13 protein-coding genes and 2 pseudogenes are annotated in these 15,845 nt (G+C 33.9%); 9 read left to right on the top strand and 6 right to left on the bottom strand.

Features of this window, described 5'->3' with window-relative positions; translation table 11 throughout:
- Positions 1 to 3 precede the first annotated feature (3 nt).
- The 3 genes from ACFVQC_RS18160 to ACFVQC_RS18150 are packed head-to-tail and all read right to left on the bottom strand — an operon-like array spanning position 4 to position 3,963.
- Entirely contained in the window at positions 4 to 1,836 is a 1,833-nt protein-coding gene (locus tag ACFVQC_RS18160; RefSeq protein WP_377892880.1) for a DUF2194 domain-containing protein, read from the bottom strand.
- Positions 1,820 to 2,740, bottom strand: coding sequence for a tetratricopeptide repeat protein (locus ACFVQC_RS18155; protein ID WP_377892881.1), 921 nt, complete (start codon positions 2,738 to 2,740; stop codon positions 1,820 to 1,822). The genes ACFVQC_RS18160 and ACFVQC_RS18155 overlap by 17 nt, the downstream gene beginning before the upstream one ends.
- On the bottom strand, positions 2,740 to 3,963 hold the full coding sequence (locus ACFVQC_RS18150; RefSeq protein WP_377898838.1) for a GAF domain-containing protein: 1,224 nt from the start codon (positions 3,961 to 3,963) through the stop codon (positions 2,740 to 2,742). The genes ACFVQC_RS18155 and ACFVQC_RS18150 overlap by 1 nt, the downstream gene beginning before the upstream one ends.
- Before the next feature lie 307 nt (positions 3,964 to 4,270).
- On the opposite strand from ACFVQC_RS18150, the gene ACFVQC_RS18145 reads away from it, so the two are divergent.
- Positions 4,271 to 5,089 carry a glycoside hydrolase family 191 protein gene (locus ACFVQC_RS18145; RefSeq protein ID WP_215554896.1) on the top strand — a complete coding sequence of 273 codons (819 nt, stop codon included), beginning with the start codon at positions 4,271 to 4,273 and terminating at the stop codon, positions 5,087 to 5,089.
- A 116-nt stretch (positions 5,090 to 5,205) separates the two neighbouring features.
- On the opposite strand, the gene ACFVQC_RS18140 is transcribed toward ACFVQC_RS18145, so the two are convergent.
- A complete protein-coding gene (locus ACFVQC_RS18140; RefSeq protein ID WP_377898837.1) occupies positions 5,206 to 5,607 on the bottom strand; it encodes a hypothetical protein in 402 nt (133 codons plus the stop codon).
- Positions 5,608 to 6,082: 475 nt separating this feature from the next.
- Between ACFVQC_RS18140 and ACFVQC_RS18135 the strand changes: the two genes are divergently transcribed.
- Entirely contained in the window at positions 6,083 to 6,673 is a 591-nt protein-coding gene (locus ACFVQC_RS18135; RefSeq protein WP_193647848.1) for an AmiS/UreI family transporter, read from the top strand.
- Between the two features lie 106 nt (positions 6,674 to 6,779).
- Positions 6,780 to 7,658 (top strand): NAD-dependent epimerase/dehydratase family protein, encoded by an 879-nt coding sequence (locus ACFVQC_RS18130; protein WP_377898836.1) that lies wholly within the window; start codon positions 6,780 to 6,782, stop codon positions 7,656 to 7,658.
- Positions 7,659 to 7,746: 88 nt separating this feature from the next.
- Here the strand turns inward: ACFVQC_RS18130 and sodA are convergent, their stop codons facing one another.
- On the bottom strand, positions 7,747 to 8,373 hold the full coding sequence (sodA, locus tag ACFVQC_RS18125) for a superoxide dismutase [Mn] (protein WP_377892887.1): 627 nt from the start codon (positions 8,371 to 8,373) through the stop codon (positions 7,747 to 7,749).
- Positions 8,374 to 8,589: 216 nt separating this feature from the next.
- Here sodA and ACFVQC_RS18120 point away from each other — a divergent pair, with 216 nt between their 5' ends.
- Together ACFVQC_RS18120 and ACFVQC_RS18115 are read left to right on the top strand one after the other, a co-directional pair.
- On the top strand, positions 8,590 to 9,660 hold the full coding sequence (locus ACFVQC_RS18120; RefSeq protein ID WP_377892889.1) for a nitric oxide synthase oxygenase: 1,071 nt from the start codon (positions 8,590 to 8,592) through the stop codon (positions 9,658 to 9,660).
- Between the two features lie 363 nt (positions 9,661 to 10,023).
- The gene (locus ACFVQC_RS18115; RefSeq protein ID WP_377892890.1) at positions 10,024 to 11,592 is read left to right on the top strand and encodes a BCCT family transporter; all 1,569 of its coding nucleotides are present in this window, start codon (positions 10,024 to 10,026) and stop codon (positions 11,590 to 11,592) included.
- 55 nt (positions 11,593 to 11,647) lie between these two features.
- Here the strand turns inward: ACFVQC_RS18115 and ACFVQC_RS18110 are convergent.
- A pseudogene (locus ACFVQC_RS18110) lies at positions 11,648 to 11,851 on the bottom strand (MFS transporter); the annotation flags it as partial.
- Between the two features lie 107 nt (positions 11,852 to 11,958).
- Between ACFVQC_RS18110 and lytS the strand changes: the two are divergent.
- From lytS to lrgB, 4 genes and pseudogenes are all read left to right on the top strand, one after another.
- On the top strand, positions 11,959 to 13,728 hold the full coding sequence (lytS, locus tag ACFVQC_RS18105) for a two-component system sensor histidine kinase LytS (protein WP_377898835.1): 1,770 nt from the start codon (positions 11,959 to 11,961) through the stop codon (positions 13,726 to 13,728).
- A complete protein-coding gene (locus ACFVQC_RS18100; protein WP_002144610.1) occupies positions 13,706 to 14,446 on the top strand; it encodes a LytR/AlgR family response regulator transcription factor in 741 nt (246 codons plus the stop codon). The genes lytS and ACFVQC_RS18100 overlap by 23 nt, the downstream gene beginning before the upstream one ends.
- 132 nt (positions 14,447 to 14,578) lie before the next feature.
- Positions 14,579 to 14,924 (top strand): annotated as a pseudogene (lrgA, locus tag ACFVQC_RS18095) (antiholin-like murein hydrolase modulator LrgA).
- 36 nt (positions 14,925 to 14,960) lie between these two features.
- A complete protein-coding gene (lrgB, locus tag ACFVQC_RS18090; RefSeq protein WP_377898834.1) occupies positions 14,961 to 15,653 on the top strand; it encodes an antiholin-like protein LrgB in 693 nt (230 codons plus the stop codon).
- Positions 15,654 to 15,845 lie beyond the last annotated feature (192 nt).

Here is a 15,845-nt window from a genome sequence, read left to right as displayed (position 1 = left end):
CTGTTATTCTCCTTTAATTGGAATTGTAGCGCTGGCTTTCGTTAACGTAACGCTATAAATTTGGGAATCAAGCTTTTTAACTGTACCGTAAGAGAATGAGCCAGGTTGTATCTTCTTACCTTCTTCTACACGTATAATTGTTGAAGTATGGTTTGGTAACCCTTGATAGGCAATGTGAACAGCATCATCTTCATAAGAAACATCTAGGTTACCAGTTTGATAAATTTTCATAGAAGCAGTTGCTTCACTTTGAGTCATACTTTTCATATAAGGATATCTTTCTCGTATTTCTTTAATTGTCGTTTTATAAGCTTTAAATAATTCTTCCCATGTTAAGTTACCCGAGCGTTTTTCATCAAGGATATCATCTGGATGGACGAAATGTGAGATAACCCCTAAATTTGCGGTAACATCAGTTAAGATAAATTGCTCTTCATCTGTGATAGCATAGCCACTCGTAATGCGCGGGAAATGATAAATGTTTTTATTCTGTACATCTGGTCCGAATTCTTGAATTAAACTGCCGTTACTTGTGCCTCCCACATATAGAGAAGCAACTGTTTCTATAGTTGGAACCGCGTCGTTTAATGCACTTAATCCAGTTGTATTTATAATATTGGATGGTGGTACATAGGTTTTTAATTTTTCATTTGGAAAGAAGTTATACACGAGTTTTTGTAGAGCATTTAAGGAGCTCTCCATATCCTCTTTTGAATTCCATGGAACATATTCAAGTGCTTTATCTACTGGGTCTGGTGGTAATAATAAAGGTTGATGGTTATAGCCATGAATGCCTATTTCCCCGCCGTGACTTAATAATTCTCTCCCAAATAATAAATAGGTATTTCTATTTTTACCTGAGAAATCTTCAAAAGGTGGAGTTACTTTGTTTTGGTATGTCCCAATTGCAACACCCGTATATTTAATATCAAGCTCTTCAGAGATATTCTTCATATTTTTCCACCAATGTTTTTTATAAAATTCTTCAACAGAAATTTTTTCTGTTGTTAAGTTTTTTAGTTCTCCACTTGGAATCGGAGATGGGAAGTCATCGATATACATAATCTCGGCTCCAAGTTGTGCTGTAGCGAAAGCCGGGAAAATAGTCCCGAGTGATTGAACGAACATACCTCTACCTAATTTATCGTTCAATGCTGTTGTATTCCAATATAAGACTTTTCCTTCACCGTAGTCATTGGTCCAGAGGATGGGAGTATCTTCCGCTGTAATCCAAGTATTAGTTGTATTCTCATCTAGCGTAATATTCATTGAGCTATGAGTAAACAATGGAGAAGAACTTGGGAGATCTGGATAACCAGGGAATAAAACTTCTTCAAAGGTTAATCCTTTCGCATCTTTGAAACCTTCTTTTTTTGTAATACCAAATAATGTGTTCCAGGAAGGATCTGAATCAAGTCGGTTTGCGATAATAATCCTTCCGCCCATTTGTACAAAATTTTGAATATCAGCTTGTGGAAGTTGCGCCATTATTTCACCTGTAATAATAATCCCTGTATAGGGAGAAGGAGTAAGTCCCTTAATTTCATTAGCTGTAATATCTTTATAGTGTAGGTGTGCGTAATCCATTGCCTTCTTTGTATTAAATTCGACTTGTTGTCCTAATGTATTATCCGTTTTTAAAACGTATAATTGCATTTTCTGTCCATTTTGAGTTACATCTTTTGCTTTGAGTGTTTTAACAGTATCTGTTTCTTTAGTTTTAGGAACAGAAAACTTTTGATAAAAATTTTCTGTTCGATATATAAGGATGGATAAAATTAAGAGAAATAAAATGATACTAATAATCCCGATATATATATTAATCCCCTTTTTCAATGTGTGCGCCTCCAAACTGCCTTACAAATAATTGATATTTACGCGGTAGTATATGAATTCTTTTTGCAGTTGTTAGATTGTTGATTAAGTTATAGAGCTTATCCCATAACTTTTGGCCATAATATATTTCAAGTAATCCAACATAGCCGTAATATGATTCAGGATAGAAATGAATAAGATTTAAAAATTGTTCTTCAGACTTTGCATATTGTTTTGTGTGTAGAAACAGGTTTCCAAGGTGGAAAGGGTAAAGAGATTCATTAGGGAATAGTTCTACACTTTGTGTAATAAAATTCATAAATTCAGCGATTATTTTTTCTTTTTGCTGATTAGAAAGAAGACCACTGTTTATATATCTTAAATAGTTAGAAACCAATTCTTTTGCAATTTCATTTTGTGGATTTTGTAGAAATTGCTTATTTAAGTATTCGATCTGTTTTTCGTACCGTTCATTTAGTAAATTAATAGTAGTTGCTGCGTAATGCACAGTTTCAGGATCTTTATGGTGAATGGCTTCTTTCAATAAGCCTCCTTCATTAGAAATAGAGGAGGAGCTTAACTGTACAATGAGTTGTTTATGTAATTCAGGCTTATCTAGTTCTAATCCAGAAGAAAATGAAATTAAGTCCATATCTTGTTTTGCTGATTCCAAAATATCTTCGTAATTATCAACGTGAAAGGCAACATAATCAGAGTATTGCTGTAACCACTCGGTTTTGGAGCGTCTTATATTAAGTAATAACATGATTGCTGATACAATAAGTCCGATAAGCGGGAAAAGAAGAGAGATAATCAAGCAAAATTCAATAATTCCTTTTTTATCTTTAGCAATCAAACTTTTCGTAAATCGAAATAAAAGAAAAACCAAAATAGCATAAATAAAATAAAGAAGGAGTAAAATCATTAGAATATCACTCCTTTAGAAGAAAGAGCATTTTGTATACGAGTTTGAACTTGTAGTAAAAACTTTTCTTCAGTGCCAGGTAATAAAATCATAATTTTTTGTTCGATATTACTATAACCGAATATATCGATATCACGTAAATGATCTTTTAAAATAGAATTTATCATTTCTAAAGAATCTTGCGGAGCATTGAACTCAAAATAGGAATATGGATAAGATAATGTTTCGTAACGTTTTTTTTCTATTTTTAGTAAATGTTCAAATTCATCTTCATAATAAATGCTTGTTTTAGGGAATGTGCGATCCTCTTGATTCGATAGCCAAAGATTAGAAGCGTTCTGTAAACGATCACCCATCCAGCGTAAATACCATGTGAAAAGTTCGAATTGCTCAGAAGTTACTTTTGAAAACTCGATTTCGTCTAATATAATGACGTATTGTACATCATCTTGGAATAGGACGGGACCAACTAAAAGTGGAGCATCTTGAAAATCTTCATCTGTACGGAAAAAAGGTCGATTATGCGCTAGAGCATTTTTGATGACTAACGAAGCGTTTTTAACAAAAATAGATTGAGATAATGTACTTTTACCAGTTTCTGATCTTAATTTAATACGAAGCGATTGTTTATTGTTATCGACGTGATAGATACCAATTTTTTTTGCTCCAAAGTACATTTTTAATACATTTATTCCTTCATCGAGTACAATTTCAGGATGTGTATGATTTAAAGCTTTAAACATATGATACATTTTAGACAAATGGTTATTTGATTCAAGTACACGAGAACGTAGTGTAATACGTGTTTCATCCAATTGTTTCACAACATGTTTTAATTCTTTATTTTCAGCCTTCAGCTCATTATTTATCATATGTACATCTTCATAACGTTCTTTTTGTGAAGTACTCATTAATCCGCAACATAAACTAATAACAAGTAAGAAAATCCAACTTATCCAGTAACCTGATGAATAAAAGTACAGTAATACATCATCTTCTTTATATATACCGCTTACAAAAATATAAATCATTGCTTCCAGAAAGACGAAAAGGGCAATAGATATACCATACCGGCTGGAAATAATTAATGTAATAAATAAGAGTAAGCAGTATTCATACGTAGGTGTTAGAAAATCAGTTAGTATTGAGAGAAAAAATAGTGCAATAAAGAGAATCGTAGGTTCAATCATTTTTTGGAATGAATTGGATTGCTTATAGTACATAAATAAATTCCTTCTTTCATTTGCAAATTTAATTTTGAGGAATAGTACATTGACGCGAAATGCATAATTTAAAAGAATTATTTTAGGATATATAATAGTTAGAGCCCCAATTATTTTATCAATAGGAATATAGTAAATTCAAGGGAAATAAATTCTAATTTTTGTAAATGTATTATGTTTTTTGGGTTTTTATAAAATGATTCAGTTCGCAAAACTGTAAAATATCATGTGTTTACTATATGTCTATTGAGATTTTAAGGTGTTAAAATAGATGGGGCATTACAGTTGTATAGGGGGTAATATTATTATGGCCTGGAAGCGTTCCGTATGTTTTTTTGCTATATTTTCTTTTCTTTTTTCTTCAAATACATTTGCTCAAGCGAATGTTGTGAATCCGATTCTAAAAAATGTACAGAGTTATAAAATTTATTATGGTGAAGCGAATGAGCAAGTAATTGAGAGACTTTCAAAGTACGACATGGTTATTATTGAGCCGTATGCATTTACGAAAGAACAAATTCAACAATTAAAAAAATCAGGAACAGTGGTTCTTGGGTATGTAAGTGTTTTAGAGTTAGAAGCATGGCATAAACCACAAGTAGTGGAATCTGATTATTATTATAGAGACGGCAAGAAAATGAAAATAGAGCAGTGGGATACATATATTATGAATTTAGCTGACGACCATTACCGAGGTATTGTTGTTAATAAAGTAAAACAGCAAATTATTGGAAAAGGTATAGATGGGGTGTTTTTAGATACAGTTGGTGATATTGATGATTATTTTTATAATCAGCCAGCTATACAAGGGGAATTTAGAGAAGCATATGTAAATTTATTAAAAGAAATTAAAAGTGTTGATTCCAACCTACTTCTTATACAGAATTGGGGATTTGATACAATCAAAAATACATCCTTGAATTTTATACATGGTGTATTGTGGGAAGACTTCAATAAACAAGTTATTGCAAAAGATGAATGGAGTCAAAATTGGATGCGCTATTTTAAACAACAAAGCAATAAAATTGTAACGTTTACTGTTACTCCAAATAACGTATCTAAAAAATATAGTTCTATAAATGGATTTATTCCTACAATTAATCCGAATGATATTTATGATAAATAGCAATTGTTTGGAATAAGAGACTATCAAGATTGACTATGACAGTTTAGGTCAGTAATCCGATTATCTTATAAAGATGAATGTATTACTGACCGGCCCTTTTTATATAATAGGGGGACTTAATGAATTCGAACGAGCTGTTTATGGTATACTGTGTTACCTTCTTGGCTTGAATATGGTGGTAAGCTTCGCCCAAAGCAATTTGCAATAATGTTGGAATGATCGTTATATGAAATTCGAATTTCATATAAATCTACAGTGTCATCTAGATCGGCGTAAAAAACGGCAAGATTATTACTGTCGAGAGAATAGGGGAAGCTCGCTTCTACATTTTCTCCAATCAGTACGGGAAGTTTTACAGGAGTGGAATAAGTAGACCAATCCCATACTTCAATAGCTATGTGATGTGGATAGTATTTATCCAGGTTCACAATGTTAACTACAGCAGAAACAGTAGTAGTTTCTTTCGTTAAAACACCAGTTGAATGAACTACATATCGGGGAATTCCATGATGAAGCATATACATCTTACCTTTCTAAAAAGATTAATATGAATTTAAAATATTTTATGTGAAGGATCAATAGAATGAACTAGTATAAATGAATCATTCTATTGATTTTCATAGAAATCAAAGAGAATAATTTAAAAATCATCCCGGGTCTTGTCTTGTTGTTAGAGTGCGTTTATAATCAAGTAATCCTATTACCTTTTTGATAGGATTATTTCTTTTTGAAAGCGTTTTTAATTCGCGGTATTAGGGGAATGCTGTTACTTTCAAATACTGAAAATTTGACTGAGATTAAACAAGAAATAATATTGCCGTATAGCAGTTATTAAAGGTAGTTTCATTTCACTTTTTAAGGTAGGAAGTCTGACTTTTCACATGAAAAACTATGTATGTAGTTTTAAGTAAGAAGAAAGATAATAAAAAATATGATTTTTTATATGGTGGGGAGGTTACAGTGTGAAAATATAAGATTTTCACACGAATATATATGGGTTACGTAGGATTATTACTTTCAGGTGCAGCTTTATTTTTAAATAGTCTTGTCATATTAGGCAAAGTAGAGATGAAAAGTGCAGGTGTTTTTAATTTATTTGTGGGGGCATTACAAATTATCATTCCGTTTTATTTAATTATGATTTCTGATCAAAGTAATTGGACGGTATATTCATACGCAGCTACTTTTTTATTTGGTTTAACTTATTTATATGTAGGCGTTACTTTTATTAAAGGAATGGATAGTAGTGGACTAGGCTGGTTCTGTATTTGGGTAGCAATTATTGCTTTATTCTATATGGTTGTTTCATTTGTTCAATTCCACGATGTTGTTAATGCGCTAACGTGGTTTATGTGGGCATTACTTTGGTATTTATTCTTTGTATTAAATGCACAAAAAAAGAATATCAATCAATATCTTGGCAGAATTGCCTTTGTACAATCGTGGGTAACATTGACGTTGCCTGCACTCTTTTATTTTATGGGAGTATGGGGAGAGGGATTCGTATATGAACTATGGGTTTATGTATCAGTAATTTCTATTTTATATTGCTGCTATTGTATTTTTAAATACCGAGTACGTTAATGTATCGTATGTAGAAAAAACATGGAATCGTTAAACTGATTCCATGTTTTTTCTATTTTAGCGTTTATAATAAAGGTAGTATTTTACAATTAAAAAAATGGGGATGATGAAGGTGAACAAAGTATTGGTGCTAGGGGGAACAAGGTTTTTTGGTAAACATTTAGTAGAAGCACTTTTGCAAGCTGGGGATGATGTAACAATTGCTACGCGGGGAATTACCGAAGATTCCTTTGGCGATACAGTAAAAAGAATTGTAGTAGATAGAGAAGACGAAAAGTTACTGGAAGAGCGTTTGGAAGGTAAAAGCTATGATGTTGTATACGATAATTTATGCTATAGCTCGAATGCTGCGGAAGTTATATGTAAAGTATTACGTGATAGGGTGAAAAAATATGTTATGACATCTTCAATGGCTGTCTATGAACCTGCAATAGACCTGCAAGAAGAGGATTTTAACCCGTATGAGTATTCAATCACGTATGGAGATAGGAAAGATTTTACTTATAGTGAAGGGAAGCGATTAGCAGAAGCGGTGTTGTTTCAACATGCAACATTTCCAGTCGTTGCAGTACGTTTTCCGGTAGTTATTGGAGAAAATGATTATACGAAAAGATTACAGTTTTACGTTGAACATGTTGTGAAACAAGAGGCAATTGTTGTGGATCATTTAGATGGAAAATTGTCATTCATACATGAAAAAGAAGCAGGAGAGTTTTTAGCATGGTGCGGAATGGAAAATATAGAAGGTCCAATTAATGCTTGTAGTAACGGAGTGATTTCCATGGAAGAAGTTATTCGTTTCATAGAAGACAACAGTGGGACAAAAGCTCTTATTCAAGAAGCGGGAGGGAATATAGCACCTTATAATGAAATAATTAATTGTACGTTACATAATAGAAAGGCTCGCGAATTAGGATTTCCGTTCCGAGAATTAAAATTAGAAATAAAAAATGTTTTACAGCATTACATAAATACACTGAAGTAATCATAAATCCCCCGGTGGCAATCCGGGGGATTCTGGAGGATTTCGACAATACTAGTTTTACATTACCAAATTTACCTTATACGCACGACTAATGTTTTTGTGATTGAATTGCTTGTAAATACTTCTCGTTTACTCGATCCCAGTTTACTGTATGCCACCAGTTGGTAACAAACTCTGGGCGCCGATTTTGATACTTTAAATAATAAGCATGTTCCCATACATCAATGACGAGTAATGGGATCTTCCCTTCTTGCAAAGGTGTATCTTGATTTGGTGTACTCATAACAGTAAGTTCTTCACCATCAAGGACAAGCCATCCGTATCCACTCCCAAAACGGCTAATTGCTGCTTTGGACAGTTGATCTTTTAAGTTGTCAAAGGTATTGAAATAATAATCAATTACTTTTGCAACGTCTCCATTAGGCTCACCACCACCTCGTGGGCTCATTACTTCCCAAAAAAGACTATGACAATAATGCCCACCACCGTTATTTCTGATAGCTGTAACAATTTCCTTTGGTAAAGTTTCTAAATTACATAGTAACTCTTCTAAAGATTTATTATGTAATTCCGTATAGTTTTCTAAAGCGGCATTCAAATTATTTACGTATGTCGCATGGTGCTTTCCATGATGAATGGAAAGCGTGTTGCTATCGATATAGGGTTCTAGTTCATCATAGTCATATGAAAGTTTTGGCAATTGAAATGAAGACATAACTTTCCCTCCTTTCTCTCTAAAAGTTGGTTTAGGTAAAAATAGTTTACCTGAGTCAAAATTACACCTATTTTTCATACAAGTCAATAGTAATCTCTTTAATTTTCTGAAAAATATTACAATAAAAGTAACACTTCGACTTTCGTTTGTGACTCTTACTCTTTTTGCTTATACTGTAAAGTAGTAACGTTTTGTTGAAATAGAAGGAGATTGTTTATGAGTAAAACGAAACAATTAATAGAGGAAGCGAGTCATTTTATTACGATTTGCTATAAAGAGCTTAATAAAGAACAATTTATAGAAGAGCGCATGAAAGAAATTCAAGTTGAGATAGAGAAGATGGGGACGTATGAGCATACATTTGAAGAACTTGTTCATGGATCGCGAATGGCATGGCGCAATAGTAATCGATGTATTGGAAGACTATTTTGGAGTAAGATGCACATATTAGATGCACGTGAAGTAAATGATGAGGAAGGTGTATATAATGCATTAATTCATCATATTAAATATGCAACGAACGATGGGAAAGTTAAACCGACAATTACGATTTTTAAGCAATATCAAGGTGAAGAAAATAATATACGAATTTATAATCACCAATTGATTCGATATGCAGGATATAAAACGGAAATGGGAGTGATTGGTGACTCTCATTCTGCTGCATTTACTGATTTTTGTCAGGAACTTGGCTGGCAAGGAGAAGGTACGAATTTCGATGTATTGCCACTTGTATTTTCTATAGACGGGAAGGCGCCTATATATAAAGAAATCCCGAGAGAAGAAGTAAAAGAAGTGCCAATTGAACACCCAGAATACCCTATTTCGTCACTTGGAGTAAAATGGTATGGTGTTCCAATGATTTCAGATATGCGCTTAGAAATTGGCGGTATTTCCTATACAGCTGCCCCGTTCAATGGATGGTATATGGGAACGGAGATTGGGGCGCGTAACTTAGCTGATCATGATCGTTATAATTTACTGCCAGCCGTTGCGGAGATGATGGATCTAGATACATCTAGAAATAGTACGTTATGGAAAGACAAGGCACTAATTGAGTTGAATATTGCCGTATTACACTCTTTTAAAAACCAAGGAGTTAGTATTGTGGATCACCATACTGCTGCACAACAGTTTCAACAATTTGAGAAGCAAGAAGCAGCTTGTGGACGGGTTGTAACAGGGAATTGGGTGTGGCTCATTCCACCGTTGTCGCCAGCTACCACTCATATTTATCATAAACCGTATCCGAATGAAATTTTGAAGCCGAATTTCTTTCATAAATGATATTTGGTATAGGGTTTTTTTCTGCAAAATATAATTTTTTTTAATTACTGTTACGTAGCAAATGGAAGCCTTTACTCTCGGTTATTTTTGGAAGGGGATTTTTGAACCAAGGAGTTCCTTATGTTATAATCAAATTTCTGTTTCGAAGACCTTATAGAAATATAAGGTCTTTTGTTTTGCTTTTTTATGTGATAGGAATAGAAATTTTCTTTTAAATAAGGGGTTTAGCATATTTTTAGGGACAACATAAGTGTGTAGAAAATTGATGAATTATTATGCTTATATAATCATTGTGTTTTGGGTGTAAACAATAAAACAAAATAAAGTTGTTTTTTTAGATTGCTGAGGAAGGAGGAAGTGTAAATGAGGATGAAGAGTCAAAAAACGGATTGGCCTGTATTTCTTATTAGTGGTGGCTCACTTTTATTATTTGTAATTGCAGTTATTTTAAATAAAAGTTATGTAGAGGGAGTCATTAATAGCAGTTTTGCAGCTTCAATTAAATATTTTGGTGCCTTTTGGCAGGTTTTATTAATTGGTACATTTATTGTTGCGATGTGTATGGCGTTCTCGAAATATGGGAGAGTTAAACTTGGGGGATTAGAAAAACCTGAGATTAGTACGGCAAAATGGCTCGCTATTATTATGTCTACATTACTTGCCGGAGGTGGCGTTTTTTGGGCAGCAGCAGAGCCAATGTATCATTTGATGACGGTGCCACCAATACATGAAGGGATATCTGCTGGAACGAAAGAAGCAGTCATGCCTGCTTTAGCACAAAGTTATATGCACTGGGGTTTCTTGGCATGGACGATTTTAGGGACAATTAGTGCAGTAGTTATGATGTATGGGCATTATCATAAAGGTATGCCGTTAAAACCTCGAACGCTTTTATATCCTATTTTTGGGGAGAAATTGCGAAAGAGCTTTCTTGGAACAATGATTGATGTATTTGCAATTATTGCGGTAGCTGCAGGAACAATTGGCCCAATCGGATTTTTAGGATTACAAGCAAGTTATGGCCTACAAGCATTATTTGGAATTCCTGATGTGTTTACTACTCAATTAGCAATTATTATTTGTGTAGTGGCCGTTTCTACTATATCTGCGGTAACGGGAATTAATAAAGGGATTCAAATAATAAGTGATTTAAATGTTAAACTAGCGATTTTATTGATGGTGTTTGTGTTATTCTTTGGACCAGGTGGATTTATTATTGATTCATTTGTTTCTTCGTTTGGATTTTATATAAATGAATTTATACCAATGAGCACATATCGCGGGGATACAGGTTGGTTAGGATCTTGGACAATCTTCTTTTGGGGATGGTTTATTGGATATGGACCGATGATGGCAATTTTAGTGAGTCGAATTTCAAGAGGAAGAACGATTCGAGAAATCATCGTTGCAATTGGAATTATTGCACCTATTATTACAACATTTTGGTTTACGATTTTGGGAGGATCAGGTGTATTTTATGAGTTAATGAAGCCTGGCTCTATCTCGGCTGCATTAAGTGAATCTGGTATGCCAGCAGCTATGATTGCAATTACGCAGCAGTTGCCACTCTCTAATATTATTGGACCGGCATTTCTTTTATTAACAATTTTATTTGTAGTAACAACAGGAGATTCAATGGCTTATTCTATCTCAATGGCAGTGACTGGAGAGGGAGATCCTAGAATTAGCTTACGAATTTTTTGGTCGCTTATTATGGGGGCAGTTGCAGCGATCCTATTATATATGGGAGAGGGAAGCATTAATGCTTTACAATCCTTCATTGTAGTGACAGCTGTTCCAGTATCAATTCTGTTATTCCCGATGCTATGGCTAGCACCTAAAGTTGCAGGGGAATTAGCATTAAAGCAAGGAATTGTAGAAGAAAAAGATAAAACAGCTTTCTTATTCCAGAAAGCTAGTAAATCAAAGTAAATAATAAACATTGAAAAGAGGAAGCATCTTAAGTGAGATGCTTCCTCTTTTATGCTTAATCTAACACTTTTCCCTTTGCTTCGGGTACACATAATAGCATCGTAATCAATCCGATTGGATAGATAATAAAAATTAGGGACAATGCTCCAAGTAGATTGCCGCCCGTAGCGAGTAATCAAATAATAACCGGTCCAAATCCTGCTAATCCACGCCCTGTGCCGAAAATAAAGTTTTCCGCTGTGGAGCGAGCTTCGGCAGGAGGTTGTTATGTGTAAAATATTTCAAAAAGCATTTCATTCTTCTTGACGCACGCTTTATTATTTTCCCATAATAAAACTAACTAATATAAAAAGGAATGAATCACAGATGCTAAATTTAGTACTTATGATGATTGAACGCGTCGGACTTATTGTTATTTTAGGATTTTTACTTTCTCATATTAAAACGTTCCGGCGTCTTCTTCATAAGCAAGACGGATATGTAGATAAGTTTAAGCTTATTTGTATTTTTTCAGTGTTTACAATTGTAAGCAATTACACAGGGATTGAAATAGCAGGAAATACTATTATGAATGAAAATTGGTTACAAGGTGTTTCATCATCCAGCACAATTGCGAATACACGAATCATGGGTGTAGGAATTAGTGGGTTGCTAGGTGGGCCTATCGTCGGAATTGGAGTAGGTTCTATTGCGGGTATTCATCGTTATATGCTTGGCGGAACGACGGCAGTAAGTTGTGCAATCTCATCAATTTTGGCTGGGATTATAACAGGTTATATTGGATATATCTTCAAAAAATATAACCGTATTATTACACCTAAATTTTCTGCGGTTTTAAGCGTTTTTATCGTTTCTTTAGAAATGCTTATGATTCTATTAATTATAGAAGATGGACTTAGTGTTGTGAAAACAATTGCGCTACCGATGATTCTTGTAAATAGTTTTGGCAGTTTTATTTTACTTTCGATGATACTAGCCATTTTACGACAAGAAGAAAACGCAAAAGCTTTGCAAACGCATAAAGTATTACGAATTGCTGATAAGACGTTACCATATTTCCGCCAAGGGTTAACAGAAGAGTCTTGTAAACATGTGGCACAAATTATTCACCGCTTTACGGGAACGGATGCGGTATCCTTAACAGATACAGAGAAAATCTTAGCTCACGTTGGATTAGCATCAGATCATCATATTCCTTCACACAGTTTAATAACAGGCTTATCAAAAGAAGTATTAAAAACAGGGAAAATAATGAAGGCGAAATCATGTGAGATTATTAATTGTCAACATGAAGGGTGTCCATTACAAGCGGCAGTTGTTATTCCATTAACTTCACATGGAAATACGATAGGAACATTAAAACTTTATTTTAAAAACTCTAACCAATTAAGTCGTGTTGAAGAAGAGTTAGCGGAAGGGCTGGCGAAAATATTCTCCACACAGCTTGAGTTAGGTGAAGCTGAGTTACAAAGTAAGTTATTGCAAGATGCCGAAATAAAAGCGCTGCAAGCACAAATCAATCCGCATTTTTTATTTAATGCAATTAATACAGTATCAGCTTTATGCCGAACGGATGTAGAGAAAGCGAGAAAATTATTATTGCAGCTTAGCGTTTATTTTCGTTGTAATTTGCAAGGGGCACGACAATTACTTATTCCATTAGAACAAGAGTTGAATCATGTACATGCATATTTATCGTTAGAGCAAGCGAGATTTCCGAATAAGTATGAAGTGAAGATGTACATTGAAGAGGCACTAAAGGTGACTTTAGTTCCACCATTTGTGCTTCAGCTATTAGTTGAAAATGCATTGCGCCATGCTTTTCCGAAAAAGCAGCCAGTGTGCCAAGTCGAGGTACATGTGTTTGAAAAAGAAGGGATGGTTCACTTTGAAGTAAAGGATAATGGACAAGGGATTGAGAGTGAACGTCTAGAGCAATTAGGAAAAATGGTAGTTCCATCAAAGAAAGGGACGGGAACAGCTTTATATAATATTAATGAACGACTTATCGGGTTATTTGGGAAAGAGACAATGCTTCAAATTGAAAGTGAATTAGAGCAAGGGACAAAGATCCTCTTTGTAATTCCGAAAAAAGTAGAGGAGGAAAAACGGAGTGTTAAAAGTATTAGTAGTTGATGATGAAATGTTAGCACGGGATGAATTGAAATATTTATTAGAGCAAACAAAAGAAGTAGAGATAATTGGTGAGGCGGATTGTGTAGAGGATGCATTAGAAGAATTAATGCAAAACAAACCAGATATTGTTTTTCTAGATATTCAATTATCTGATGATAACGGATTTGAAATCGCAAATATATTAAAGAAAATGAAAAATCCACCTTCAATTGTGTTTGCTACTGCATATGACCAATATGCGCTGCAAGCATTTGAAGTAGATGCATTAGATTATATTTTAAAGCCATTTGATGAAGAACGTATCGTACAGACATTAAAGAAATATAAAAAACAAAAGCAAATAAAATTAGAAACAAAGCAAGATATAAAGAGTGTAGATGTAACGACCGAGATGCATAAATTAGCATTACCAATCGAGGAATCAATTGTACTTGTTAACATTGAAGATATTATTTATGTAGGGCTTGTAGATGGGAAAGTAACTGTAAAGACAATGAAAGAAACATATGTAACACATGATACGCTTGTCATTTTGGAAAAGAAATTACCACAAACAATTTTTATGCGTGTTCATCGTAGTTTCGTTGCTAATATTAATCATATTTCTGAGATACAGCCGTGGTTTAATTCGACTTATAACTTAATTATGAAAGAAGGATCCAAAGTCCCAGTTAGCCGTACATATGCAAAAGAACTTAAAAAGCTGCTTCGTATTTAAGAAGCAGCTTTTGTATTTCACCGTATGATTATTGTAATTGGCTGTATATATTTTACATCCTGTTATGTAAACGCTTACTTAGGTGTTTGTATCCTATAAAATAAAGGTACCAAATCAAAAGAGGTGGCCAAAATGAGCACAAAAAAAGTATATGGATTTCTATCACAAATATTCGTTTTTTCAGCTATTATGTTTAAAGGTTATTAAATTGGAGCAAGTTGAATCACTTGGAACAGCCTTAACAGGTATTATCGGATTCCTTTTCGTCCCATCAGGTATTTCGGTTATTAACTCTCTTGGTGTAATGAGCCAATATTTCGTACAAATCCTAACCGTAATCGTTGTCGCAACAATTATTTTACTTGCTGTAACAGGTTTATTTGCACAATTGATTTTAGGTAAAGATGACAAAGAAACAAAAGAGACAAAAGAGTTGAAAGTTGTAAACAAAAGAAGCAAACACGGAAAAGTCGCGTAACTATTTTAGACCATACATGGTTAGGAGGTAATGAACATGACAAGCGCAATGACTCCATATTTCGGAATCGTCGTTTCATTAATTGCATACGGAATCGGAACGTTTTTATTCAAACACTCAAAAGGATTCTTCTTATTTACACCACTATTCGTAGCAATGGTATTAGGGATTGTATTTTTAAAGGTAGGTAGCTTTACCTTTGAGGAATATAATACGGGCGGAAAGATGATTAGTTTTTTCTTAGAGCCAGCAACAATCGCATTTGCAATTCCATTATATAAACAAGTTGATAAGTTAAAAAAATATTGGTGGCAAATTTTATCGGCTATCGTGGTTGGATCTATTTGTTCAGTGGTTGTTGTGTTCATTGTCGCAAAAGCAATTGGTTTAGATACAGCTGTAATGAACTCAATGTTACCGCAGGCAGCAACAACAGCAATTGCATTACCAATATCTGAAAGTATCGGTGGTATTCCAGCAATTACATCATTTGCAGTTATCTTTAATGCAGTTATCGTATACGCATTAGGAGCTTTATTCTTAAAAACATTTAGAGTTAAACATCCGATCGCTAAAGGTTTAGCTCTTGGGACAGCGGGACATGCGTTAGGGGTTGCAGTAGGGATCGAAATGGGTGAAGTAGAAGCAGCTATGGCAAGTATCGCTGTGACAGTAGTTGGTGTTGTAACAGTAGTTATCATTCCGATGTTTATGCCATTCATTGGGTAATATAACTTACTTAAAAAATTATAAAAGCAAGCTATTTGTAGGACGGATTTCTACTGATAGCTTGCTTTTTATGTTACAGTATTGGTAAGACCTATTTTTATAAGAATAAAAGTTTCCTTAAATCTTCATTAATACTATGCATAATGCGTTTTGAAATAGGTCATTGTATTGTAAAATAAGAAGTAACATAAT

This window comes from Bacillus sp. NPDC057893, assembly GCF_042796455.1.
Taxonomy (GTDB): Bacteria; Bacillota; Bacilli; order Bacillales; family Bacillaceae_G; genus Bacillus_A.
Note: the sequence above shows the minus strand (reverse complement) of the source record. Positions and strands in the feature narration are given on the sequence as shown.

Bases quoted from the DNA above. Each gene is read 5' to 3' on its own strand.
- ACFVQC_RS18120 (WP_377892889.1), top strand. From the start codon at position 8,590: ATGAGTAAAACGAAACAATTAATAGAGGAAGCGAGTCATTTTATTACG.
- ACFVQC_RS18135 (WP_193647848.1), top strand. From the start codon at position 6,083: ATGGGTTACGTAGGATTATTACTTTCAGGTGCAGCTTTATTTTTAAAT.
- lytS (WP_377898835.1), top strand. From the start codon at position 11,959: ATGCTAAATTTAGTACTTATGATGATTGAACGCGTCGGACTTATTGTT.
- sodA (WP_377892887.1), bottom strand. From the start codon at position 8,373: ATGTCTTCATTTCAATTGCCAAAACTTTCATATGACTATGATGAACTA.
- ACFVQC_RS18155 (WP_377892881.1), bottom strand. From the start codon at position 2,740: ATGATTTTACTCCTTCTTTATTTTATTTATGCTATTTTGGTTTTTCTT.
- ACFVQC_RS18140 (WP_377898837.1), bottom strand. From the start codon at position 5,607: ATGCTTCATCATGGAATTCCCCGATATGTAGTTCATTCAACTGGTGTT.
- ACFVQC_RS18130 (WP_377898836.1), top strand. From the start codon at position 6,780: ATGAAGGTGAACAAAGTATTGGTGCTAGGGGGAACAAGGTTTTTTGGT.
- ACFVQC_RS18145 (WP_215554896.1), top strand. From the start codon at position 4,271: ATGGCCTGGAAGCGTTCCGTATGTTTTTTTGCTATATTTTCTTTTCTT.
- ACFVQC_RS18150 (WP_377898838.1), bottom strand. From the start codon at position 3,963: ATGTACTATAAGCAATCCAATTCATTCCAAAAAATGATTGAACCTACG.
- ACFVQC_RS18115 (WP_377892890.1), top strand. From the start codon at position 10,024: ATGAGGATGAAGAGTCAAAAAACGGATTGGCCTGTATTTCTTATTAGT.
- lrgB (WP_377898834.1), top strand. From the start codon at position 14,961: ATGACAAGCGCAATGACTCCATATTTCGGAATCGTCGTTTCATTAATT.